Source organism: Microbispora sp. NPDC004025 (assembly GCF_053604425.1).
The window spans coordinates 292,918-316,005 of the sequence record NZ_JBSGHN010000003.1 but is presented as its reverse complement, the minus strand read 5'-3'; the positions used below and the strand labels follow the sequence as shown (position 1 = coordinate 316,005).

Annotated in this window: 19 protein-coding genes; 14 read left to right on the top strand and 5 right to left on the bottom strand. The window is 74.8% G+C overall.

The window, feature by feature from the left end; translation table 11 throughout:
- The first annotated feature begins 74 nt into the window (after positions 1-74).
- A complete protein-coding gene (locus ACWEQG_RS09620) occupies positions 75-347 on the top strand; it encodes a WXG100 family type VII secretion target (RefSeq protein WP_169986113.1) in 273 nt (90 codons plus the stop codon).
- Between the two features lie 84 nt (positions 348-431).
- On the opposite strand, the gene ACWEQG_RS09615 is transcribed toward ACWEQG_RS09620, so the two are convergent.
- Positions 432-5,252 carry an FtsK/SpoIIIE domain-containing protein gene (locus ACWEQG_RS09615; protein ID WP_452283337.1) on the bottom strand — a complete coding sequence of 1,607 codons (4,821 nt, stop codon included), beginning with the start codon at positions 5,250-5,252 and terminating at the stop codon, positions 432-434.
- Positions 5,253-5,755: 503 nt separating this feature from the next.
- On the opposite strand from ACWEQG_RS09615, the gene ACWEQG_RS09610 reads away from it, so the two are divergent.
- The 13 genes from ACWEQG_RS09610 (at position 5,756) to ACWEQG_RS09550 (ending at position 19,016) form a co-directional block, all read left to right on the top strand.
- Positions 5,756-6,439: a hypothetical protein gene (locus ACWEQG_RS09610; protein WP_452283335.1), complete on the top strand. Its 684-nt coding sequence runs from the start codon at positions 5,756-5,758 to the stop codon at positions 6,437-6,439.
- Position 6,440: 1 nt separating this feature from the next.
- On the top strand, positions 6,441-7,244 hold the full coding sequence (locus ACWEQG_RS09605) for a MinD/ParA family ATP-binding protein (protein ID WP_363473084.1): 804 nt from the start codon (positions 6,441-6,443) through the stop codon (positions 7,242-7,244).
- A complete protein-coding gene (locus ACWEQG_RS09600) occupies positions 7,241-8,560 on the top strand; it encodes a CpaF family protein (protein ID WP_452283333.1) in 1,320 nt (439 codons plus the stop codon). The genes ACWEQG_RS09605 and ACWEQG_RS09600 overlap by 4 nt, the downstream gene beginning before the upstream one ends.
- Complete coding sequence (locus ACWEQG_RS09595) at positions 8,557-9,504, top strand: type II secretion system F family protein (RefSeq protein ID WP_452283331.1); 948 nt, start codon at positions 8,557-8,559, stop codon at positions 9,502-9,504. The genes ACWEQG_RS09600 and ACWEQG_RS09595 overlap by 4 nt, the downstream gene beginning before the upstream one ends.
- A 129-nt stretch (positions 9,505-9,633) precedes the next feature.
- Positions 9,634-10,626 (top strand): type II secretion system protein, encoded by a 993-nt coding sequence (locus tag ACWEQG_RS09590; protein ID WP_452283329.1) that lies wholly within the window; start codon positions 9,634-9,636, stop codon positions 10,624-10,626.
- On the top strand, positions 10,626-10,880 hold the full coding sequence (locus tag ACWEQG_RS09585; RefSeq protein WP_452283327.1) for a hypothetical protein: 255 nt from the start codon (positions 10,626-10,628) through the stop codon (positions 10,878-10,880). Before ACWEQG_RS09590 ends, ACWEQG_RS09585 begins: the two co-directional genes overlap by 1 nt.
- Before the next feature lie 43 nt (positions 10,881-10,923).
- Positions 10,924-11,592, top strand: coding sequence for a TadE/TadG family type IV pilus assembly protein (locus tag ACWEQG_RS09580; RefSeq protein WP_452283325.1), 669 nt, complete (start codon positions 10,924-10,926; stop codon positions 11,590-11,592).
- Entirely contained in the window at positions 11,589-12,014 is a 426-nt protein-coding gene (locus ACWEQG_RS09575) for a TadE/TadG family type IV pilus assembly protein (protein WP_452283323.1), read from the top strand. Before ACWEQG_RS09580 ends, ACWEQG_RS09575 begins: the two co-directional genes overlap by 4 nt.
- 137 nt (positions 12,015-12,151) lie before the next feature.
- Positions 12,152-12,622, top strand: a complete 471-nt coding sequence (locus ACWEQG_RS09570; protein ID WP_452283321.1) for a pilus assembly protein TadG-related protein — start codon at positions 12,152-12,154, stop codon at positions 12,620-12,622.
- Positions 12,619-16,278: a hypothetical protein gene (locus ACWEQG_RS09565; RefSeq protein WP_452283319.1), complete on the top strand. Its 3,660-nt coding sequence runs from the start codon at positions 12,619-12,621 to the stop codon at positions 16,276-16,278. The genes ACWEQG_RS09570 and ACWEQG_RS09565 overlap by 4 nt, the downstream gene beginning before the upstream one ends.
- A gap of 158 nt (positions 16,279-16,436) precedes the next feature.
- A complete protein-coding gene (locus tag ACWEQG_RS09560) occupies positions 16,437-17,189 on the top strand; it encodes a hypothetical protein (RefSeq protein WP_452283317.1) in 753 nt (250 codons plus the stop codon).
- Complete coding sequence (locus ACWEQG_RS09555) at positions 17,186-18,157, top strand: hypothetical protein (protein ID WP_452283315.1); 972 nt, start codon at positions 17,186-17,188, stop codon at positions 18,155-18,157. The genes ACWEQG_RS09560 and ACWEQG_RS09555 overlap by 4 nt, the downstream gene beginning before the upstream one ends.
- Positions 18,158-18,344: 187 nt before the next feature.
- Complete coding sequence (locus tag ACWEQG_RS09550) at positions 18,345-19,016, top strand: hypothetical protein (RefSeq protein WP_452283313.1); 672 nt, start codon at positions 18,345-18,347, stop codon at positions 19,014-19,016.
- A 50-nt stretch (positions 19,017-19,066) separates the two neighbouring features.
- Here ACWEQG_RS09550 and ACWEQG_RS09545 read toward each other — a convergent pair whose 3' ends face one another.
- From ACWEQG_RS09545 to ACWEQG_RS09530, 4 genes are all read right to left on the bottom strand, one after another.
- The gene (locus tag ACWEQG_RS09545; protein ID WP_452283311.1) at positions 19,067-20,227 is read right to left on the bottom strand and encodes a sensor histidine kinase; all 1,161 of its coding nucleotides are present in this window, start codon (positions 20,225-20,227) and stop codon (positions 19,067-19,069) included.
- The gene (locus tag ACWEQG_RS09540) at positions 20,221-20,889 is read right to left on the bottom strand and encodes a response regulator (RefSeq protein WP_452283309.1); all 669 of its coding nucleotides are present in this window, start codon (positions 20,887-20,889) and stop codon (positions 20,221-20,223) included. Before ACWEQG_RS09540 ends, ACWEQG_RS09545 begins: the two co-directional genes overlap by 7 nt.
- A gap of 178 nt (positions 20,890-21,067) precedes the next feature.
- Positions 21,068-21,562, bottom strand: a complete 495-nt coding sequence (locus ACWEQG_RS09535; protein WP_363468736.1) for a methylated-DNA--[protein]-cysteine S-methyltransferase — start codon at positions 21,560-21,562, stop codon at positions 21,068-21,070.
- Positions 21,559-23,061, bottom strand: a complete 1,503-nt coding sequence (locus tag ACWEQG_RS09530) for an Ada metal-binding domain-containing protein (RefSeq protein ID WP_452283307.1) — start codon at positions 23,059-23,061, stop codon at positions 21,559-21,561. Before ACWEQG_RS09530 ends, ACWEQG_RS09535 begins: the two co-directional genes overlap by 4 nt.
- Positions 23,062-23,088 lie beyond the last annotated feature (27 nt).

Genomic DNA, 23,088 nt, shown 5'->3' with positions numbered 1-23,088 from the left:
GGCATAAGGGGTTCACATGATTGACAAACGATTTACGGTGAGGGCGGCCCCTTTGTCGATGAAGGAGTGACTGGATGAGTAACAGCTTGCTCGGCGGCGACCCCGCGGAGATGCAGGGCATGGCCGCGCAGTTCAGCCAGCAGGCGGACCAGGTTCGCGCCACGATGGCCAACCTCGACCGTGAGGCGGCCAAGGTCGGCACCGCCTGGACCGGCCCCGGCGCACAGCGCTTCCACGACGCATGGCAGAGCTACCGAGCGGCGTTCCAGCGCATGGCGGAAGAGCTCAACGAGGCCTCCCGGGTCATCACCACCTACCGCGGCAACATCGAGTCCGCGACTCGCTGACAGCCGGCCGCCGGACCACCATGGGTGCCATGGAGGTCCGGCGGTTTCCGTGTCCAGAGCTTCGCCGTGACGCGCGCAGGAGCCTCAGTCCGGCGCCGCGGCCTGGATCGGGGTCGCCGCGCCCGAGACGACCAGCAGGCCGCGCCCGGGAGGCCCGCCGACGGCGCCGCGCGGCAGCCGTACGGCGAACAGGTCCCCGTCGGCAGGGCTCTGCACGTTGAGCAGCAGGCCGGTCCTGCCCTTGCGCGCCTCGGCCGCGAATCCCCGGTAGGCCGTCGCCAGATCGCCGGTGGCTCCGGCGATGAGCAGGCCGTGCTCGCCGTCCCGCCCGGTGCGCAGGATCTCGTCCAGGGCCAGGCCGAGCGCGGAGTCGGGCGAGATGAGCTCCGCGTCGTCCACGGCCACCACGTAGCGCTCGTGCCCGGCGACCAGCGCGAGCGGGTCGAGCGCGCCGGGCAGGCCGCCGAAGTCGTCCGCGCCGCCCCCGGTCACGCTTCTGGCGTTGCCGTCCAGCACGGCGAGCACCCCCGGCGCCCCGGCGAGGTCGCGCAACGGGCTGCGGCGCGGGGTCACGACGAGCACGGGCGTGCCCCGGTCGAGCAGCGAGCGCGCCGCCGTGACCAGCGCGGACGACCGTCCCGATCGCGGCGGTCCGGCGATCACCGCGGCCGGTCCCTGGCCCTGCAGGTCCACGCCCATCGGGGCGAGTGCGTCGCCGCCCGCGCCGAGCAGCGCCCACAGAGCCGAGGGCGGCCGATGCGCGGGCGCCAGGTCGAGCGCCTGCCTCGCCGTGATCCGCATCGGCAGCGCGTCCACCCGCAGCGGCGGCTCCGACGGCCAGGCCCACGTGCCGGGAAGGTCCGAGCCGAGGGTGCCCGAGCCGAGGGTGTCCGAGCCGAGGGTGCCCGAGCCCCCGAACCGCGCGGCCGCCGTACGGGCGAGCTCCTGCAGGACGGCCACCTGCGCGGGGCCCGAGGGGTCGTCGCACAGCAGGGCGAGCTGGCTCTCCACCAGGCCGTGCTCGCCGACGGCGAGGGCCCTGCCCGGAGGCATGGAGCTCGGCAGGTCGCGCACCGGCAGCCCGGCGAGCCCGTAGTCGGCGGGGTCGGCGAGCCGCAGCACGAGCCGGTCCTCGAAGACCGTGGAGATCTGCCCGAGCAGGCCCGACCGGTCGGCGGTGACCACGGCCCGCAGGCCCACGGCAGGTCCCTCCCGCAGCAGTTGCAGCAGGGCGTCGACCAGCCGCCCGTAGTCGTAGTTCTCGAACGCGGCGACGTACCCCTCCCAGCGGTCCACGAGCAGCACCATCCAGGGCAGCGCCCCCACGCCCGTACGGTCGCGGGCGGGCCGTGAGCGGGCGGCGGCGCGCGCCTCGGCCAGCGAGGCGTACCCGGCCTCGGCCAGCAGGTGCTGGCGGCGCCCGACCTCCGCGCGCAGGCGGGTCAGCAGGCGTTCCACCCGGTCGAGCTGGTCGCGGGTGACCACCGCGCCGCAGTGCGGCAGCGCGACGAGCGGCAGCAGCGCGCCCGACCCGCAGTCGACGGCGTGGACGTGCACGTCCTCGGGAGAGGCGCCGGCCGCGATCGAGCCCGCGATCGTCCGCAGCGCGCTGGAGCGGCCGCTGCGCGCGCCGCCCGCGATCAGCAGGTGGCCGCCGTGCCGCATGTCCAGCGCGAGCGGGCGGCGGCCCTGCTCCCACGGCAGGTCGGTCACGCCGAACGGCAGCGGCGGCACCTCCTCGGACCCCGGCCGGTACGGCGCGGCGCCCGCGAGCAGACCGCCGGGGGAGTCCGCGGTCCCGGTGTCGAGGACGACCTGGCCGGGCAGCGGCGGCAGCCACGGGCTCGGCTGACGGGGCATGTCGCTCCCGGCCTCCCGCAGCGCGTCCACGAGCAGGGCCAGGTCGGTGCCGTCCGCGGCTTGGGCGGGCGGGGCGGGCAGCGGGTGGCCGAGCGCCTGCCAGGGCAGGTCGAGAACCCGCACGGCGTCCCCGGCGTCGGCCGCCCCGGCACTCCGCGGATGAGGGGTGCGCCCGCCGATCCTGGCGGTCTGCACCGCCACGGGCGCTCCGGAACCCGCCCGCACGTAGCAGCGGCCCGGCGTCGTCCGCGAGATGTGCGCGGCGTCCGGCACGTCGATGACGTCGGCGGACTCGGTGGCGTCGGTGACCCGCAGCGCGATCCTGAGCGAGGTGTTGGCCTGGATGTCGGCGGTCACCACGCCGCCGGGCCGCTGGGTCGCGAGGATCAGGTGGATGCCGAGCGAGCGGCCCCTCCGGGCGATGTCGACCAGCCCCTCGACGAAGTCGGGCAGCTCCGTGACCAGGGCGGCGAACTCGTCGATGATCAGCACGAGCCGGGGCAGCGGCGGCAGGTCCTTCTTGCTCCCGGCGCTGTCCGGCACCGGCGCGGCGAAGATGCCGCCGCCGCGCGCCCGCAGGACGCCGCCCGCGCCGAGCACCCAGGTGGCGCCGCGGGCCCGCTGGTAGTCCTCGATGTCCTTGGCCCCCGCGTCCAGCAGCAGGCGTTCCCTGCGCCGGATCTCGGCGGCCAGCGACGACAGGGCCCGCTGGGTCAGGTGGCCGTCGAGGTCGCTCACCATGCCGACCGTGTGCGGGAGCCGTACGCACTCCTTGAAGGCCGCGCCGCCCTTGTAGTCGATGAGCACGAACGTCATCTCGTCCGGCCGGTTGGCCACGGCGAGCGAGCAGATCAGCGTCTGCAGCAGCTCCGACTTGCCCGCGCCGGTCGTGCCCGCGACCAGGGCGTGCGGCCCGTCCCTGCTCAGGTCCACCTCGAAGGGCCCGTCCGGTCCCACGCCGATCAGGGCCCGGGTCGTACGGCCCTGCCGCTCGGCGAGCGCGGCGGGCTCGAGCGGCGCCTCCAGCAGGTCGAGCAGGCGGACCGCGTCGGGCAGGGCGGCCGAGGGGTCGTCGCGGCTCACGTCGCGCAGCGGGGCGAGCGCGCGGGCCAGGCGCTCGGCCCAGGACGGCGAGACCTGGTCGGCGCGGATGCCGGTGATCGGGTCGAGCCCGCCGCCGTGGAGGCGCACGCCGCCGTCGCGGTCGCAGGACACGACCGTCGCGCACTCCTCGGGCAGCAGCCGCTCGTCGTCGTCGATCGCGATCGTGTAGACCCCGGCACGCGGGCCCTGCCGCAGCACCTGCGGCATGCCGGGCAGGCCGCGCAGCACCTGCGCGCCGTCGAGCACGACGAGCACGTCGAACGGCCGCTCGTCGTAGGTCGCGAAGGCCGGCTCGGCGGGCCGGTTGCCGCTCGCGCGCCCCAGGTCGTCCCAGCCGGCCGGGCCCCCGGACAGGCGGGCGCCGCGCGGCACCCCCGGATAGGGGCCCGAGCCGTTCTCGGCGTCGAGCCGTTCCGTGACCAGGGCGGCGAGCTCGGCGACCCTGCGGGCGGCGGCCTCGGGGTCGGCGCCGACGAGCGCGGCGCAGTCGGACGACAGTGCGCCCCCGCGGGCGGCGTCCGGGGCGCAGTGCGGCAGCCAGCGCACCCAGCCCCACTGCCCGGCGCCGTCGGCGTTGGCGGACAGCACCACGACGGCCAGGTCGCGCGGGCTGTGTAAGGCGGCGGCCTGGCCGACGAGCCAGCGGGCGCAGCCGAGCGCCACGTCCCTCGGGCCGGTGAGCCCGGCCACGCCGAGACGCCGCATGACCAGCGCGACCGGGACGTCGTGGCAGGAGGGCGGCTCCCGGCGCGGGACGTCCTGGGGCGTGCCGCTCTCGGGCTCGAACTCCAGGTCCGCGGGCAGGTCGGCCAGTCCCACGCGCAGCCGCAGCGCGTCGTGGTCGTGCACCCTGCGCTCCCAGAGCCGGCGGCGCGGGCCGGTCGCGGTGAGCAGCACCTCGGCCGGATCGGGCGCGCCGCCGCGCCTGGCCTCCTCGTCCTGCCGCACCGCGCGGGCCACCTCCTCCTCGAAGGCGGCCAGCCGCTCGCGGTACGCCTTGAGCGCCCGGCGGTGCTTCTTCCTGCCGTGCCTGCGGTCGCTCACCCACTGGCCGATCATGATGAGCGGCGTCATGAACGCGATCAGCAGGTAGTACCAGGTGCCGGTGACGGCGGCCATGACCACACCGAGGACGGCGGGCAGCAGCGCGGCCAGCAGCTGCAGCCGCATGCCCTCGCCCCGCTTGGGCTCGGCGGGGACCGTGAACCGCCGCTGCCGCTCCGGCCGCTGCAGGCGCGGCGGGCGGTTGTAGGCGAGCCCGCCGTCCGGCAGCGCGTCGAGGTGGGCGTCGGGCGGCAGGACCGGTCCCAGAGCGAGGACCGAGCCGCCGCAGGCGAGCATGCCGGAGGCCGGCCACGGCACGGCCTTCGTTAGGGGCTCGCCCTCCAGCCGGGCCACCGGGTCGCCGCCGGAGGTCGCGGGTGCCGCGAGCTCCACGGTGGCCGTGCCGGGGGCCAGCCGCACCACCAGCGCGACCGGCGGCATCCGCGGGTCGGGTACGGAGATCGCGCAGGCGGGGTCGGCGCCGATCGTGTGCGCGCCGAACCCGATCCGGTGGACGGCTCCCGCGCCGGGCCCGCCCACCACGCGCAGCTCGGCCTGCCCGCCCGGCTCCTCGGTCACCGTCGCCACGGCGGCGTGGCCGTCCACGGCCACCAGGTCGCCATCCCTGAGCAGGCCGAACACGGGCGCGTCCGGGTCGACCGGGCGGCCGTCGACCCACAGTTTCACCTCGGCCGGGGGCCGGGCCTGCCGGTCGCGGTCCAGGTCGTACGGCGCGCGGGCGTGCGGAAGCCGTACGACGTTGGCCGGCCGGGCGGCGGCGCCGTCGAGCAGGTCGGCGAGCGCCGCAGCGAGGGCGGCGGCCGAGGTGCTCTCGTCGCCCTCGACCAGCACGTCGCGACGGCCGTCCTCGCCGACCACGGTGAGCGTTATCCGCATGCGCGAACTCCCAGAAGGCGGTTGTACGGCGGCCTCGCGGAGAGCGTTTCATCCCGGCGCGTTCCCGTGAAGATCTCCGGGTGCGGCCCTGCGGAGACACCGTAGCCGCGCCACCCGCGCTCATCTGCGCGTTTTCCGGAATAGGTAAAGGTGCCTGTCATGACACACTTCGACGTCACCGCCGGGAGAGTCCTTCCGCGTACGGATCCGCTTGCGTGCCGTCCGCAAAGCACGAACAGTGTGAATGGTGTGACAACAGGGAAAGAAGTGCATACGTACTATCACGAAATATCGTGAGAGTAAAGCTATGAGTCGATATGGCGATAGATCGACTCCCGTTGACAGGCGTATTCCTAACGGATAAGCATGGGTCGCGCATCAGGGCACTTATGGCGGCGCAAGCTGGCCATAATGGAGTGAATTCGCAACAAACGGCAAGACCGTAAATAAATTCGAGCGGCCCGAAACAGAAGGGCGCCCTCATCCCTGGGAGTCCCCCACCCATGAGGATCAGCGAGAAGACGTCGCAGGACGGCCGGGCACCCGCACGGCCCGGCCTGTCCGGGCCGGCCGCACGCAAGCTGCCCGTCCCGCCGAGGGAGCGCAAGCCCGCGCTCGCCGCGCTCGCCGTCCTCCTCATCCTGGGTGGCGCGCTGGCCACCACGCTGCTGGTCATGCGCAGCGGCGACCGCGTCTCGGCCGTGCGGATCACCCAGCAGGTCGGGGCCGGGCAGCTCATCCCGCTGTCCGCGATGCAGGAGGTGCAGATCGCCGACACCGGCGTCGACTACGTCCCCTGGCGGTTCAAAGACCAGGTGGCCACGACGTACGCCCGGGTGACGTTGCTCCCGGGCACGCTGCTCACCGAGCCGATGACCGCCAAGACGACCGACCAGGTCGGACCGGGCAAGGCCAAGGTGGGCCTGTCGCTCAAGGCCGGTCAGATGCCGGCCGACCTGAGGAGCGGCGACGTCGTCCAGGTGGTCTACGTGCCGGCGCCCGGACGCGGGTCGGCCACCGCCCAGCAGAAGGTGCTGGCGACCGCCGCCCGCGTCCACGGCGTGGGCTCGGGGCGCTCGGGCGGCGGGCTGGTCACGGTCGTCGTCGACACGTCGATCGCGCCCGCCGTCGCCCAGTACGCCTCCAGTGGGGAGATCGCCCTCATCACGCTCCCGGGGGTCAAGTGACGTGGCGCTGATCGTGCTCGCCGCCGACAAGGGGGCGCCCGGCGTGACCACCGCGGCGACCGCCCTCGGCGCCGTGTGGCCCCGCCCGGTGCTGCTGGCCGAGTGCGACCCCTCCGGCGGAGACCTCGCCTACCGGCTGCCCGGCGACGACGGGAGCGTGCTCAACCCCGGGCGCGGCCTGCTCAGCCTCGGCGCGGTCGCGCGGCGCGGGCTCCACGCGGAGCTGATCTACGAGCACACGCAGCGGCTCGTCGGCGGCCTCGACGTGCTGGCCGGCCTGACCAACGGCGAGCAGGCGGCCGGTCTCACCTGGCTGTGGGGCCCGCTCGGCCGGGCGTTCGCCGCCCTGCCCCAGGCCGACGTGCTCGCCGACTGCGGCCGGCTGGGCCTGCACCCCCAGATCGGCGACCTGGTGGCCGAGGCCGACCAGGTCGTGCTGTTCACCCGGGCCAGCCTCGACAACGTCGCCCACCTGCGCGAACGGCTGTCGCTGATCGGGCGCAAGGTCGGGGTCGTGGTGATCGCCGACCCCCGGTCGTACCGGTCGTCGCTGGAGGAGATCAGGCGCATCGTCTCCGGCTGGGACGTCGCCTTCGTCGGCGGCCTCGCGTACGACCCGAAGGGTGCCGAACTGCTGCGCGGGCAGTGGGGCGGGCGGCTCGACCGCAGCCTCCTGATCCGCACGGCCAGGGAGCTGGCCACGCGCCTGGCCGCGCAGCTGGCCGCGGGCGGCGACACGGCGGCGGCGCCGCCCGTCATCAGGACGGCGAACAGGGCGAACAGGGAGCCGGAGGTGCGGTCGTGAACTCCCAGCGGCGGCCGATCGACCACGGTCTGGTGAAGCGGTTCCGGCAGGAGGTCGGCGACCGGCTGGCGCACCAGCGGCGGCTCGACCAGGCGAGCGGCGTGCCGCCGATGTCGGGGGAGGACGAGCGGCAGTTCGCCCGGGCCCTGATCGCGCAGGTGCTGGAGGAGCACGCGCGGGGCGAGATCGGCGTCGGCCGCACCCCGCCCACGGCCGAGGAGGAGGAGGCGCTGGCGGCGGGCATCCACGCCGCGCTGTTCGGCGTCGGCCGCCTGCAGCCGCTGCTCGACGACCCCGAGGTCGAGAACATCGACATCAACGGCTGCGACCGGGTCTTCGTCGGGTACGCCGACGGCCAGGAGCTCATGCACGACCCCGTCGCGGAGACCGACGAGGAGCTCGTCGAGCTGATCCAGATCCTCGCGGCGTACTCGGGCCTGTCGTCGCGGCCCTTCGACACCGCCAACCCGCAGCTCGACCTGCGCCTGCCGGACGGCTCCCGCCTGTCGGCCGTCATGGACGTCACCGTGCGGCCGGCGTTGTCGATCCGCCGCGCCCGCCTCGGCAAGGTGTTCCTCAGCGACCTCGTCGGGAACGGCACGCTCACCCCCGAGCTGGGCCGGTTCCTCACGGCCGCGGTGGCCGCGCGGAAGAACATCATGATCGCGGGATCGACGAACGCGGGGAAGACCACGCTGCTGCGGGCCCTGGCCAACGAGATCCCGCAGCACGAGCGGCTGATCACGGTGGAGCGCGCGCTGGAGCTGGGGCTCGACCAGTTCCCCGAGCTGCACCCCAACGTGGTGGCCTTCGAGCACCGCCTGCCCAACTCCGAGGGGCAGGGCGAGATCACGATGGCCGAGCTCGTGCGGCGGTCGCTGCGCATGAACCCCTCGCGGGTGATCGTCGGCGAGGTGCTGGGCGACGAGATCGTCACGATGCTCAACGCGATGACCCAGGGCAACGACGGGTCGCTGTCGACGATCCACGCCAACTCCAGCATGGAGGTGTTCAACCGCATCGCGACGTACGCGTTGCAGGCCGAGGAGCGGCTGCCGATCGAGGCCACCCACATGCTCATCGCCGGGGCCATCGACTTCGTGGTGTTCATCGAGAAGCGCAACGACTACCACCGGGGAGGCACCCTGCGCCGTTACGTGTCCAGCGTCCGGGAGGTCACGGGCTGCGACGGGCGCGTGCTGTCCTCGGAGGTGTTCGCCATGGCGGGCGATTACCTCGTGCCGCACGCCCCGATCTCCTGCGCGGACGAACTGGCCGCCCACGGGTACGACCCGGCGCGGGGAGCGTGGCGATGAGCGGCCTGCTGCCTCCCGGCGTCCTCGATCCCCTGGTGCTGCTGGCCGGCGCCGCGGCGGGCGGCGGTCTCTTCCTGCTCGCCCTGGCGCTGTACGGCCTGCGCCCCCGGCCGGCCGGTCCGGACGGCAGGGCCGAGCGGATGCGCCTGCTGCGCGCCCTGTCCACGCGCTCGGCGATCGCGGCGGTCACGGGTGTCCTGGTGCTGGTGGTGACCGGCTGGCCGGTCATCGCGGGGGGAGCCGTACTGCTGGTCCTGGCCTGGCGGGGGTTCACCGGCGGCGCGGCGGAGGAGCGGGCCGCCATGCGGCGCCTGGAGGGCCTGGCGGCGTGGACGGAGTCGCTGCGCGACACGATCGCCGGCGCGGCCGGGCTCGAACAGGCCATCCCCTCCTCCATCCGGGCCGCGGCCCCCACGCTGCAACCACACCTGCGGGCCCTGGTCGACCGGCTGCACACGCGGATGCCGCTCGCCGACGCGCTGCGGATGTTCGCCGACGAGCTGGACGACCCCTCGGCCGACCTCGTCGTGGCGGCGCTGATCCTCAACTCGCGGCTGCGCGGGCCCGGCCTGCGCGACGTGCTCTCGGCCCTCGCGGTCTCCGCGCGCGAGGAGCTGGACATGCGCCGGCGGGTGGAGGCCGAGCGCAGGTCCACCCGCAAGAGCGTGCAGATCGTGGTCGGCACCGCCCTCGCCTTCGCCGCCGCGCTGGTCGTCTTCAACCGCTCGTACGTCGAGGAGTACAACTCGGTGCTCGGCCAGGCCGTGCTGGTCGTGGTGGCGGGCCTGTTCGGCGCGGGGTTCGCCTGGATGCGGCGGCTCGCCCGGTTCGACAAGCCGGCCCGGATCCTGGCCCCGTACCACCGCCCCCCATCGTCCGCCAAGGACGTGGTCGTGCAGAACGTCGCGGGGAGGGGCGGTGAGCTGCTCCATGACCAGGCGTGATCGCACCGTTCGGCACGGCGGCGGCCCTCCGCCGGCGGCTTCGCCTTCCGATCGCATGCGAGAAATCGCGCCTCCGCCCGTCACCGGGCGCGATGGCAGCCGTGATCTCGCGGACGGGCGGAGGGCGCCGTGATCGAGACAGTGCTCTGCGGAGCCGTGCTGGGCCTCGGGCTCTTCCTGCTGCTGCGGGCGCTGTTCCCGCCCCGGCCGGGCCTGACCGCCCGGCTCGCCGCGCTCGACCAGGCCCGCGACGGCGAGGGCGTGCCGCGGGCGCCGCTGATCGCGCCCGAGGAGGACGTCAGCGAGTTCCGCCGCACGCTCGGCCTGCGGCTGGCCCGGTTCTACGCGGCGCGGGGGTGGGAGGCGCGGTCCGTCAAGGCCGACCTGGCACTTCTCGGCAAGTCCTTCGAGGGCTTCCTCGCGACCAAGCTGCTGCTCGGCGTCTCCGGCCTGCTGGCGTTCCCGATCCTCGTCGGCTGGCTCGCGCTGATGGGGTGGGGCGTCTCGGTGCAGGTGCCGCTCTGGTCGGCCCTCGTCGTCTGCGTGATCTTCTTCCTGCTGCCCGACGCGCAGATCCGGCGGGACGCCGCCGTACGACGCCGGGACTTCCGGCACGCCGTGGGGGCCTTCCTCGACCTCGTGTCGATGAACCTCGCGGGCGGCCGGGGCGTGCCCGAGGCGCTGATGATGGCGGTCGCCGTCGGCAGTCCCGTCACCACGCCCGGGGCGTTGAACGGCGCCGTGTCCGCCAACGGGGCCGTGAACGGGGCCGGGCCCGCCCCCGGCTCCAACTGGGCGATGGAGCGCATCCGCGAGGCGCTGGCCAATGCCCGGATCGTCGGCATCACCCCCTGGCAGGCCCTCGGCCAGCTCGGCGACGAGATCAACGTGGACGAGCTGCGGGACCTGTCGGCCGCGCTCGGGCTCGTCGCCGACGACGGCGCCAAGGTCCGCGCCTCCCTCACCGCCCGCGCCGCCACCCTGCGCCGCCGCGAACTCGCGGAGGTCGAGGGCAAGGCGGGCGAACGGTCCCAGTCGATGCTCGTCGCCCAGCTCCTGCTGTGCGCGGGCTTCGTGATCTTCCTCAGTTTTCCCGCAGCCATGAAGATGTTGGGGGCCTGATGCTCTGGTTCCACTATTTGATCGCCGTGCTCCACGTACGGCTGGACCGCGCCAGGAACGCCCCGTCCAGGGGAGCCTCGGCGGTCGAATGGGTGATCATCACCGCCATCATCGCCGGAGTCGCGCTCGGCCTGGCCACGCTGATCAAGCAGTTGGTCGAGCAGAAGCAGTCCGACATCCAGAACAGCTTCGGCGGCGGCGGCGGCGGTGGCGGTGGCGGTGGCGGCGGTGCCGGCGGCGGTGGCGGGGAGTGACCGGCAGGGGCGTGGCGACCCGGGTATGGCGACCATGCCGGGAGTGACGAACGCGCGTGCCGCGGATCCCGTGCGGTGCGCGGAGCGCGTGGTGGCCGTCGTGGGCACCGCCGTCGTGGGCACCGGGGCCGTCGGCCACGGCGCCCCGGCCGGGGCGACCGCGGACGCGGCCCGCGTGCCGAACGGGTCCCGCCCGCGTCGGGCCGGGGCCGGTGCGCGGGCCGGGGCGAGTGAACGGCTCGCGGGAAACGCGCGGGCCGGGGCGAGCGGGCGCGGCGAGCGAGGCGGGCGGGCCTCGGGACGCCGGAGGGGCGAGCGGGGCGCCACGGTGATCGAGCTCGCCATGCTCATGCCGGTCGTGCTCGCCGTCGTGCTGCTGATCGTGCAGGTCACGCTCTGGTTCCACGGCCGTCAGGTCGCCGACGCCGCCGCGCGGGAGGGCGCGCGCGTCGCCCGGGCGGGCGGCTCCGACGGCTGGCAGGAGGCGGCCGAGGGCAAGGCGCGGCAGATCGTGCAGGCCATCGGACCGCAGTTGCTGAAGAACGCCCAGGCCAAGGCGTGGGAGCAGGGCGACCAACGCGGCGTGGAGATCACCGGCAGCGCCGTCCAGGTGGTGCCGCTGCTGCCCGAGACGACCTTCACGATCACCTCGCGCTTCGGCGGGCCCATCGAGTGCTTCCGCCCCGACGACGGCTCGGACGGCTGCGAATGACCCGGATCGCACTCCAATCCGCCCCGTCCGGCGAGCACGGCGGGGAACGCGGGTCGATGACGGCCGAGACGGTCATGCTGGCCCCGCTATTCCTGCTCTTCCTGCTGTTCCTCGTCGGCGCGGGCCGGATCGTGGAGGCCCAGGGAGAGGTCAACGGGGCCGCGCGGGACGCCGCCCGGGCGGCCTCCGTGCAGCGCACCGAGGCGGAGGCCGAGTCGGCCGCGAAGGAGGCGGCCGAAGCCGCGCTGTCCGGCGACTGCTCGCCGCAGGTCAGCATGTCCGGCAGTGAGTGGAAGATGGACGGCTTCGTCCGGGCGACCGTGACCTGCGAGCTCAACCTCGACGTCCTCGGCTTCGGCGCCACCAAGCAGATGTCGGGCGCCTCGGTCGTGCCGCTCGAACGGTATCGGAGGGTGCAGTGACCCCGCCGCGCCCGTGTCCCGGCTCTCCGGCTTGCGTCGTCCCGTGGCGTGGTCGGCGTCCGCGTGGCCGGCGTCCGCGTGACCACGGGACCGCGCAGCGTCCGGCCCGAGGCGCGATGCCCTCGCCGCGCACCCGCGTGAGACCTGTGGTGGTCTGGCACGCGCCGCGCGCCACCGCACGCGGCGGCCCGGCGGAGCGCGGCTCCATGTCGGTGTTCGTGGTCCTCTTCTCGGGAGTGGTGTTCCTGCTGGCCGGGCTGCTGGTCGACGGCGGGGCCGCCATGAACGCCCGGCTGAAGGCCGCGGACATCGCCGAGCAGGCCGCCCGCGCCGCCGCCGACCAGATCGACGTCGAGACCCTGCGGGCCACCGGTCAGGTGCGACTGCTCGCCGACGAGAGCGCGGTGTGCGGCCCGGCCGAGGAGATCACGGCCAACCAGCAGGCCGACGGCGTACGCATGACCGAGTGCACCGTGGGCGGCGGCCAGGCAGACGTCACCGTGGCGGTGTCGGTCCACTGGAACGCCTTCTTCCTCGCCGCGCTGGGTTTCGCCGGCTCGGACATGGAGGCGGAGGCTACGGCCGCTCCTGACCCGGGAGAGGCATGACAGGCACGCGGCCGCCGGGCGGGCGGCGGGAGGAGTTCCTCCGCGAGACCCAGCGGGGGTCCGGGCGCGAGGTCCAGCGGAGTCAGGGGCGCGAAGTGCGGCGAGGGTTCGAACGCGAACCGCAACGGTCTTCCGGCCGCGAAGCGCGGCGGGGGTTCGAGCGCGAAGCGCAGCGGGGTTCCGGCGCCGAGGCCCCCACGGGTGGCACGCCCGGGCGGGGCCCCCGCCCGCGTCCGGAGGGCCTGCCGTCCGTGCTGGGGCCGCAGCGGGCGCCCGAGCACTGGCACGACGACCGGCCCGTACGGCTGCGGACCCGGCGTACGGCCGGGGACGTCCTCGCCGGTCTCGGGGCGCTGGTCGCGCTGGTGGCCCTGGTGGGCGGCGTGCCGTACGCGCTGCTCCGGCTGGCCGGTCCGCCCGTCAGCGGCGACCTGCTGAACGCGGACCTGTTCACCAGCCAGGTCGGCCCCGACACGATCATCGCGATCCTGATCCTCCTGGTGTGGCTGGCCTGGCTGCAGCTGTTCCTGTGCGTGGTCGTCGAGGTCTACGCGGGGCTGCGGCGGGTCGGTATGCCGGCCCGGGTGCCGCTGTCGGGCGGCACCCAGGCGCTCGCGAACCGTCTGGTCTCCGCCGTGCTGCTGCTGTTCACCGCGGCCGCCGTGGCGGTGCCCATCGCCCGCGCGGGCGCCCCGGCCCCGATCCGGCCGCAGGTCGCGGCGTTGTCGGCGCCGGTGCCGCACACCGAGGCGGAGCGCCCGGCCCTGCACGCGAGGGAGGTCAAGAAGGTCTACGTGGTCCAGCCTCCGCACGGCCGCCACCACGAGAGCCTGTGGGAGATCGCGGAGAAGTGCCTGGGCGACGGGCGCCGCTATCCGGAGATCTATCAGCTCAACCAGCACAAGGAGCAGCCCGACGGCAGCCGGCTGCACATGGCCGACCTCATCCGTCCCGGCTGGGTGCTCGACATGCCGGACGACGCCAGGAACGTCCACATCGTGCCGGTCGACGACGACCGGCCGGAGATCCTCAAGGAGCACCGCCACGCGCCCGCCGAGCTCGACGGCGACACCCGGTACGCCGGGGGAGGGGCGACCGGCGGCGACGCCCACGCCGACCAGGGCGCCAAGGAAGACGCGAAGGAAGACCGGCGCACGACGCCGGACCCGCGTGCCACCGCCGGTTCGCACACCGGGGGCACGACAGGTGGCGCGGCGGGGGACGGCCAGGCGGGCGGTGAGGCGGACACCACGCGGCCCGACCAGGGGCAGGGCGACCCCACCGCCCGGCAGGGCGAGGCCGGACGGCAGGGCGAGGCCGGACGGCCGGGGGACGCGGGCCACGAGCGGGGCAGGGCGACGCCCGAGCCGAGCAGACCGGGGATCGTGCTGCCGCCGCCCGCGATGCCGCAGGACACCCCGTCGGAGCGCACCGGCCGCGTCGGCGATGCGGCGGACACACCCGCCACCGCCCGGTCGACGCCGGCACCGCGCCCCGTCGGCACGACCACCGCCCAGCCCGCCGGGGTGGACGAGACGGCGCGGAAGGCACCTCCCACGGCGCAGCCGACGGCGCACGGGCGGCCCACGGCGGGGTCCACAGTGGGCTCCACGGCGGGGTCCACGGCGGGGTCCACAGCGGAGGCCACGACGTCGGGTGGTCACGCCGCCGGGCAGCCGTCCACGCGGCCCTCCGCGGCGCCGTCCGTGCCGTCCTCGGACACGGGCGGTCACCTGACCGCCGGCGAGGAGGCCGGCGACCGGCAGGGCGGGCCGGTCCTCGCCGACTACCTGGCGGCGTCGTCGCTGGCGGCGGCCGGGCTGCTGGCCCTGCTCGGCCGCAGGCGGCGGGAGCAACTGTGGCGCCGGGCCTTCGGACGGCGCATCGCCCGGCCGCGCGGGGACGCCGCCGAGGCCGAGGTCGCGATCCGGCTGGGCGCCGACGCCCCCGGCAGCCGGATGCTCGACATCGGCCTGCGCCTGCTCGGCCGCCTGCTGGCCGACGCGGGCCGGCGCCCTCCGACGATCTACGCCGTCCACCTGTCCAACCGCAGCCTCGACCTGTGGATCCACCCGGCGGAACAGGACGCGCCCGAGCCGTGGGAGTCCTGCGACGACGGGCAGGTCTGGCGTCTTCCGGCCCACGAGGGACGCCGCATCGACGAGCACACGCTGGCCGGGGTTCCCGCGCCCTATCCCGGGCTGGTCTCGCTCGGCACCGGGCAGGGCGGCCGCGTCCTGGTCGACCTGGAGGCCGCCCACGGGGTGATCGCGATCACCGGGGCGCACACCGTCGCCGCGCTGTCGGCGCTGGCGGTCGAAGTGGCGACCAACCGGTGGTCCGACCAGATGCGCATCACGCTCGTCGGCTTCGGCGAGGAGCTGACCCGGCTCGCGCCCGAGCGGATCAGGACGGCGGGCAGCCTGACCGAGGTGCTGCCGGAGTTCGAGGAGCGTGCCCGGTACGACGGCGACGTGCTGACCGGCCGCGTCCACAGCCGGGTCGCCGACCCCGCCCACACGCCGCACTATCTCCTGTCGGCCATCCGCCCCGACGAGGACGAGGCACGCCGCCTGGCGCTGCTCGGCAAGGGCCGGCGTACGGCCTGCGGCTTCGTGATCGCGGGCCAGGTGCCGCACGCCACCTGGACGTGGGACATCACCGACGACGGCCGGGCCCGCGTGGACGCCCTGGGCCTGGACATCGAGGCCCACCTGCTGCCGCGCCGGCACTACGACGCCGTGGTCGGCCTGTTCGACACCACCCGGCAGCAGGAGGGCGAGCCGCTCACCCCGCTCACCGAGCGACTGAGCGAGGAGCCGCCCTCCATCGAGGTCCGCGTCCTCGGCCCGATCGAGATCAGTCCGGTGAACCCGCTCGAAGAGGGCCGGGCGGCCCTCGCCCACGAACTCGTCGTCTACCTGGCCACCCACCCGGAGGGGGTCCACCCGGCCGTGCTGGCCGGCGTCCTGTGGCCGCGTGGCGTGCAGCTCGCGGTGCGCGACGCCACGATCGCACGGGTCGCCGAGTGGCTCGGGCGCGACTCCGAGGGACGCCCTCACCTGTTCATCGACCGGTCCGGGCGGTTGCGGCTCGGGCCGGAGATCCGTACGGACTGGCGGCTCTTCCAAGACCTCGTACGGCAGGCCGGCGAATGGGCCGAGACCGCCGGACCCGGGGCCACCGGATCAGGCGCGGCCACGCTCGGCGCCGGTGACGTGGAGGCCGGCCTGCTGGAGCGTGCGCTGAAGCTGGTGCGCGGCCCGCTGCTGAACGGCAGGCCGCCCGACCGGTACGCCTGGCTGGCGGCCGACCCCTTGGAGTACGACGTGACGGCCTGGGTGGCGGACGCCGCCCACGCGCTGTGCGAGATCCGGCTGGCCCGTCACGACCCGCACGGCGCGGTGGCGGCGGCCCGGGCCGGGCTGCTGCTCGCGGCCGACGACGAGGGGCTGTGGCGCGACCTGCTCCGGGCGGCGCGCGCCACGGGGGAGCCCGTCCGGCTGCGGGCGGTCGTCGACGGTCTGCTGCGCCGCGCCGCCTCACACCCGTACGGCGGCGGGATGGCGCCGGAGACGGAGGCGCTCATCGACGAGTTGCTGCCCGACTGGCGCCGCACCGTCTCCCCGGACCTCAGAACCTCACGTCTCGCCTGATCGGAGCCCCAATGCCCGGGACGTCACCCTCCGAATCATGCCGATCGGCGCATAGCGCTGGCTCGTCCCCGGCGGCCCTTCCTAGGGTGGCCGAGACAAGGGTGGCTGTGACAGGGATGGCAGGGGCGGGGGATCGCGTACTGCGGAGGACCGCGTTGATGCGTCCAGGACTCGCCACGGCGGCGGCCGCGCCGCCCGCCCCGGCCCGTGCCCTGCTACGCCCGGCCCGTACCCTGCTTCTCTCGTCCCGTGCGCTGCTACGCCCGGCCCGTGCCCTGCTTCTCTCGGCCTGCGTGCTGCTTCTGCCGGCGTGCGCCCCGCCGGACGCGGACCGCGGCTTCACCCCCGGGGGCGGCGCCGAGCCGGCCGCGGCGACGGCGGCCGGGACGCCGGCCCGCCCGCCGGGGACAGAGGCGATCACGGCGGCACCCGGGCTGACCGTCGAGATCGAGTGGCCGGACGAGCCCGACCCGGTGCGGTCGGCCGCGATCAAGGCGTTCGCCCGTGACTTCACGGCCCAGTGGCGGGCCGTCGGCACCTCCGGCGGCGACCGCTCGTACGTGAAGGGCATCGACCCCGAGTCGTCCGCGTACCAGGACGCCGCCACCTGGGTGCGCGAATTCCTCGACGCCCGGCGGTCGGCCCGGGGCGTCGCCAAGCTCTACGCCCTGCGGGTGCCCGCGATGGTGGGACGCGGTGCGGAGGTCTACGGCTGCGTCGACGTGACCGGCGTGCGGCTGACCGACCAGGAGGGCACCGCGCTGGCCCGGCAGCCCGCCTGGCTGAAACACCCGCGCGCGGTCTACCTGCAGACCGCCGGCCTGGGGCGCGGCGACGACGGCGTCTGGCGGATCCGGCTCTACCGCCACGCGGACTACCCGGACGAGCTCGCGAAGGAGTGCCAGCGATGAGCAGCAGAACGGCGATCGCGGTGACGTCCCTGCTGGCCTGCGGCATGCTCGCGGTGTGCGTGCCGCCGGCCGCCGCCGACCCGGACGGGACGCCGCACGGCGAGGCGTTCCAGCAGGGCAACACCGCCGGGGTCAAGCTGACCAATTCCAAAATCGGCCTGTCCGGCAACGGGCTCGGCGGCAAGAGCGACGGCTACCGGATGCCCCGCCCCTGCTGGTACGAGCCGAACTCGTCGGCCGACGACATGCGCAACCTCCAGGCGCAGCAGAAGAAGCAGGCGGTGGAGGCGGGGCTGGACTACGACGTGGACCTGGACAAGTTCGGCGACAAGATCGGCGAGAAGGGCCAGTGGTGGGGCGTCGCCTACGACGCCGGCAACCCGGCGGGACCGTCGTGCGCCGCCGGGCTCGAGCCGCTCGTCTGGGTGCCCGAGGGCACCACCCCCGCCGGGGGGATCACGCTCGAACAGCTCATGCAGATCGCCAGGGCCGCGCTGACCGTGCCGGAGCCGAAGATCAAGCTGAGCCCGGACGTCAAGAGCTACGTCAACCTCGGGACCTGGGTGTGGCTGGACGGGGCGGAGGCGGCGCCCCGGTCCGTCACCGCCACGCTGCCGGGGGTCATGTCCGCCACCGTCACGGCGACGCCGGACCACCTCGTGATCAAGTCCGGCACCGGCGCCGACCGTGCCGAGGTGTACGACAAGGGATGCGGCGCCACCGGCAAGCCGTACGTGAAGGGCGCCGACAAGGACGGCGAGGGCAAACCCGAGTGCGGCGTCGTCTACCTGCACTCCTCCGTCGACCAGCCGGGCAAGGTCTACACGCTGACCGTGACGAGCGTCTGGAACGTCGTCGGCAACGGCAACCAGGGCGGCCAGGCCGTCCCCTTCGCCTACGATCCGATCCAGGTCTCGGCCACCAGGGACGTGCCCGTCGGCGAGGTCCAGAGCATCGTCAAGAACTGACTCCCCGCCCGGCCCACAGGAGGGCAGGCCGCCGGTCAGGCATGGCGGGCTGACGGCCCGCGGGCGCGTGTAGGGAGATCGGCGGAACGCCGGTCGTCCGGGCGGGGGACGACCGGCCGGGGCGCCGCTGCCTACTCTCCCTGCCGGTCCCGCCCGACAGGCGGCGGGCCGGACACGAGGAGTAGCCATGTCGGTGCTTTCGGACGCACGCGCCTTCCGCCGTACGGCGGCCGGGCTCTGCCTGGTCGCCGCCCCGCTCGTCTACGTCGCGGGGGTGGTCGCGGACCCGGCGCTGCGGCAGGGCGGGGACGTCGTCGGCGTCTACGGCCGTCATCCCGAGCAGGTGTCGGTCAGCGCCTCGCTCCTGCACTGGAGCTGGGTCCTGCTGGTCCCGGGGATCATCGGCATGATCCACCTGATCCGGCACAAGGGCGTGCTCTTCGGGCACGTCGCGGGTGGCCTGGCGCTGCTCGGCGTCGTCAACTTCTCCGCGCTGATGCTCGGCGACTTCTTCTACGCCCGGTTGGAGCGGGTCCTGCCGCCCGAGCAGGGAGCCCGGATCGGGGACGAGGCGTTCGCCGATCCCGGGGCGACGTTCGGTTTCCAGGTGCCCGGCTTCGCCGGGCTGCTCGGCCTGTTCCTGCTGGGGCTCGCGCTGGCCTACTCCCGGCGTACGCCGTGGTGGGCGCCGTTCGCGATGCTCGCCGGCATCCTGGGGGCGCCGATCTACCCGGTGGGCACGATCGTCGGCGGGCTGCTCTACCTGGCCGGCGCCGGGGTGATCGGGCTCAGGATGCTGCGCATGACCGACGACGAGTGGGCGGGCGACGCCCCGGCGAGGGCCGCCGCGGAGGCGTGAGGTGCCCAGCCGGCGAGCGTCGGCGAGGGCCCCGTGGAGGCGCGAGGCGCTCAGCCGGGGAGCGGGAAGACGGCCAGCACGCGGTAGCCCCCTGACGGTGTGGGCCCGGCGGACAGCTCGCCCCCGTGCAGCGCGGTCCGCTCCCGCATGCCGATGAGCCCGTGCCCGCCCGTGCCCGCCGAGTGAACGCGCACCCCGTCGTTGACGACGGTCACGCGCAACTCGCCGGGCGCGTACCGGAGGACGACGTCGACCCTCGTGGCGTGCGCGTGCTTCAGCACGTTCGTCAGGGCCTCCTGGACCACCCGGTAGACGGACAGGCCGAGCCCGGCCGGCAGCGGCCGGGGTTCGCCCGCGACACGCAGGCGCACCTCCGGGCCGGCCTCCGCCACCTGGGAGATCAGCTCGTCGAGCCGGTCGAGCCCGGCCTCCGGGGAGGGCGGCGCGCCCTCGTCGTCGCGCAGCATGCCGAGCATCAGCCCGAGCTCCTCGACCGCCTCGCGGCCGGCCTGCTCCACCGCGAGCAGCAGGTCGCGCTCGCGGGCGCGGTCGTCCCCGAGCAGCCTGCGCACCCCGCCCGCGTGCAACGTCATGAGGCTCACGTTGTGGGAGACGACGTCGTGGAGCTCCCGGGCGATGCGGGATCGCTCCTGTGCGACCGCCCACCGCGCCCGCTCCTCCCGCTCGGCTTCGAGCCGGGCCGCCTGCTCGGCCAGCCGTCTGGTCTGGTCGATCTGCCGCCGCAACAGGATGCCGCTGACGTACGCGACGCCGACGAAGATCGCGCCGATGAGGACCTCGGCGGCGTCGTTGCTCTGCAGTGTCTGCAGGTGCGCGTAGGCGAGCAGCACGCACCCGAGCCCCGCGAGCCCGCGCCGGCTGCCGGGTTCGGCCGCGCCGGCCACGGTGTGGACGAGGATCAGCGTCGAGTAGAAATGCCAGGCCGCGTAGTACCCGGGACCGGCGACCGCCTGCACGGCCCACCCGATGGCCGTCAGCACGAGGAGCGCGGTCGCGGGGAACATCGACCGCAGCAGCACCACCAGCCCGGCGGCGACCGCGCCCGCCGCGAAGGGGAACGGGGCGGCGATCTGCCACGGCTCCGGGCCCTGCCGGCCGAACGACTCCACCAGCCCGGCGACCGCCACGGCGAGGGAGAGCAGGACGTCGAGGCGGGAGGGCCGCCAGTCGCCCGCGAGTCGCCTCAGCACGGTCCGGGCCGCTCTCCCGGCCGTACGACCCCGGCCTCGTAGGCGAAAACCACCGCCTGGATGCGGTCGCGCAGGCGGAGTTTGTGCAGGACACGGGCGACGTGCGTCTTGACGGTCGCCTCGCCGATGCCCAGGTCACGGGCGATCTCGGGATTGGACAGGCCCTGCGCGACCATCCGCAGGACCTGGAGTTCGCGCTCGCTGAGCGAGCCGAGCTCGGCCGGCGCGGCGAGGTCGGGCAGGCTCGCGATCTCGTCGATCACCCGGGGGGCCACCGTGGGGTCGATCAGCGCGGCGCCCGCCGCCGCGGCCCGCACCGCCTCCACCAGGTGCTCCGGGGGCGAGGTCTTGAGCAGGAAGCCGTTCACCCGGGCCCGCAGCGAGGCCTTCAGATTGTCGCCCGTGTTGAAGGTGGTCAGCATGATGATCTTCGGTGGCCGGGGGTCGGCGAGAAGCATCTTGGCCGCGCCGATTCCGTCCAGCCGGGGCATCGCGATGTCCAGCAGCAGCACGTCGGGCCGCAGCCGCCGGGTCACCTCCACCGCTTCGAAGCCGTCGGCCGCCTCCCCGGCGACCTCGATCCCCGGCTCGGACTCCGCGACGAGCCGCAGCCCGGCCCTGATCATCGCCTGGTCGTCGGCGATCACCAGCCTGATGGTCACGGAGGCTCCCGTCGTCGATGACACCGGCGGCAGCGTAACCAGGCAGCTCGCGGGCGGGCGTCCCCCGGCGACGTGACCTGGCGGGCCGCGCGGTCCCTCGAGTGACGGATGGCCCGTCCCTCGTTCGGAGGACCCGCCCCCCGGAACCCCGGAACGGCCCTGGCGGTCCGGTGCGGACTCAGGCGCGGGACTCGTGGGCGAGCAGCCATTCCTTGACGGGCGTGCCGTAGTAGTAGCCGCCGTAGCCGCCGGCCGAGGGCAGCACGCGGTGGCACGGCACGAACGGCGCGATCAGGTTCTGCGCGCAGGCCGACCCCGCGGCCCGCGCGGCCGTCCTGGGCAGCCCCGCCTTCTCCGCCAGCTGCGCGTACGACACGGTCGTCCCGGCGGGCACGGCGCGCAGCGCCTCGTACAGGCGCTGCCTCGTCGGGGTGCCGGGCTGCTCGGCCGGGATCCGGTCGAGCGCGTCGACCTTCCCGTCGAGGTAGTCCCGTACGGCCTCGGCCACGTCGCCGAGGTCTCCCTCCCGCAGGGGAAGCGCCCGCAGGGACGGCGAGAGCCGGGCGAACATCTCCCGGGGGTCGGCGGTGAAGCCGGCGGCGACGAGCACGCCGTCACGGGCGAGGATGGCGAGGGGACCCACGGGGGTGGGCAGGGTCTGCGTGACAATCATGATTTGTCGCGTCCTTCCGAAGTGTCAGATGCGTGGCTCCACAGGTGCAGCGCGGCGTACGCGCGCCAGGGCCGCCACCGCTCGGTCTCGTCCGGGGCGATGCCGAGCCGTTCCATGGTCTTGCGCAGCACGAGATCGCCCTCGGGCCACGCGTCCGGGTCGCGCAGCGCGCGCAGCGCGATGTAACCGGCCGTCCACGGGCCGATGCCGGGGATCTCCAGCAGCCCGGCGACGGTGTCGGCGGGGTCGCCGGCGCCGTCGAGGTCGATCGCGCCGGAGGCCACGGCCTCGGCCAGCGCCCTGATCGTGGCGACCCTGCGGGTGGTGAGCCCGAGCCCGTCGAGGTCGGCGGCGGCGAGCCGGTCGGCCGTGGGGAACAGCAACGGCACCTGGTCCGCCTCGGGTGCGCGGTCGCCGCCCGCCCCGTCCGGAACGGCGGGCAGACCGGCCCGGGCGGCGATGCGGCCGAGCAGGGTGCGGGCCCCGGCGACCGAGATCTGCTGCCCGACCACCGCCCGGACCGCCAGCTCGAACCCGTCGTACGCCCCCGGAACCCGCAGCCCGGGACGGGCGGCGACCAGCGGCGCGAGCGACGTCCCGCCGAGGATCTCCCGCACCGCCCCGGGGTCGGCGTCGAGATCGAGCAGGCGGCGGCAGCGCGCCACCAGCCGGGAGAGCCGGTGCGTCTCGGTGGTCCGCACGGTGAGCCGGATGTGCCCGGCGGCGGGCCGCAGCGTGATCGAGCCGCCGGGGACGGCGCGCGTGTAGGCCGTCACGTCGGGCCCCGACCGGCAGACGGCCTCCACCGAGGGGATCGCCCGGGCGGCGAGGAAACGCAGCACCGCCTGCGCGTCGTAGGGCTCCCGGTGACCGAGCCGCAGGGTGAGGCCGGTCGTGAGGGCGACCGGACCGTGCGCCCCCCGCACCGGCCCGCCGGCCCTGCGCAGCTCACCCGGGGCGAAGCCGTACGACTCCTTCATGGCCGCGTTGAACTGCCGCACGCTGCCGAACCCGGCGGCGAACGCGACGTCCGTGATCGGCAGGGTGGTCTCGGTGAGCAGTTGCTTGGCGAGCAGCAGCCGCCGGGTGCGGGCGACGGCGAGCGGGCCGGTGCCGAGTTCGGCGGCGAACAGGCGGTGCAGGTGCCGCTCGGTCACGTGCAGCCGGCGGGCCAGCCCGGCGACGCCGGACTCGTCGGCCACCCCGTCGTCGATCAGCCGCAGCGCGCGTCCGACCAGGTCGGCCCGGACGTCCCAGCCGGGGTCGCCGGGGCTGAGCTCCGGACGGCAGCGGCGGCAGGGACGGAACCCGGCCGCCTCGGCCGCGGCGGCGTGGCGGTAGAAGCGCACGTTGGACCGCGCGGGGGTGCGGGCGGGGCAGATCGGGCGGCAGTAGATGCCGGTGGTGGTGACAGCCGTGTAGAAACGCCCGTCGAAGCGGGAGTCCCGTGCGGACACGGCGAGGTAGCACGCGTCGAAGTCGAGCTGTCGTCTGGTCACGCACATGACGTTATGCGCTGGCCACCG

Bases quoted from the DNA above. Each gene is read 5' to 3' on its own strand.
- ACWEQG_RS09595 (WP_452283331.1), top strand. From the start codon at position 8,557: ATGAGCGGCCTGCTGCCTCCCGGCGTCCTCGATCCCCTGGTGCTGCTG.
- ACWEQG_RS09550 (WP_452283313.1), top strand. From the start codon at position 18,345: ATGTCGGTGCTTTCGGACGCACGCGCCTTCCGCCGTACGGCGGCCGGG.
- ACWEQG_RS09610 (WP_452283335.1), top strand. From the start codon at position 5,756: ATGAGGATCAGCGAGAAGACGTCGCAGGACGGCCGGGCACCCGCACGG.
- ACWEQG_RS09555 (WP_452283315.1), top strand. From the start codon at position 17,186: ATGAGCAGCAGAACGGCGATCGCGGTGACGTCCCTGCTGGCCTGCGGC.
- ACWEQG_RS09585 (WP_452283327.1), top strand. From the start codon at position 10,626: ATGCTCTGGTTCCACTATTTGATCGCCGTGCTCCACGTACGGCTGGAC.
- ACWEQG_RS09565 (WP_452283319.1), top strand. From the start codon at position 12,619: ATGACAGGCACGCGGCCGCCGGGCGGGCGGCGGGAGGAGTTCCTCCGC.
- ACWEQG_RS09615 (WP_452283337.1), bottom strand. From the start codon at position 5,252: ATGCGGATAACGCTCACCGTGGTCGGCGAGGACGGCCGTCGCGACGTG.
- ACWEQG_RS09560 (WP_452283317.1), top strand. From the start codon at position 16,437: ATGCGTCCAGGACTCGCCACGGCGGCGGCCGCGCCGCCCGCCCCGGCC.
- ACWEQG_RS09535 (WP_363468736.1), bottom strand. From the start codon at position 21,562: ATGATTGTCACGCAGACCCTGCCCACCCCCGTGGGTCCCCTCGCCATC.
- ACWEQG_RS09575 (WP_452283323.1), top strand. From the start codon at position 11,589: ATGACCCGGATCGCACTCCAATCCGCCCCGTCCGGCGAGCACGGCGGG.
- ACWEQG_RS09620 (WP_169986113.1), top strand. From the start codon at position 75: ATGAGTAACAGCTTGCTCGGCGGCGACCCCGCGGAGATGCAGGGCATG.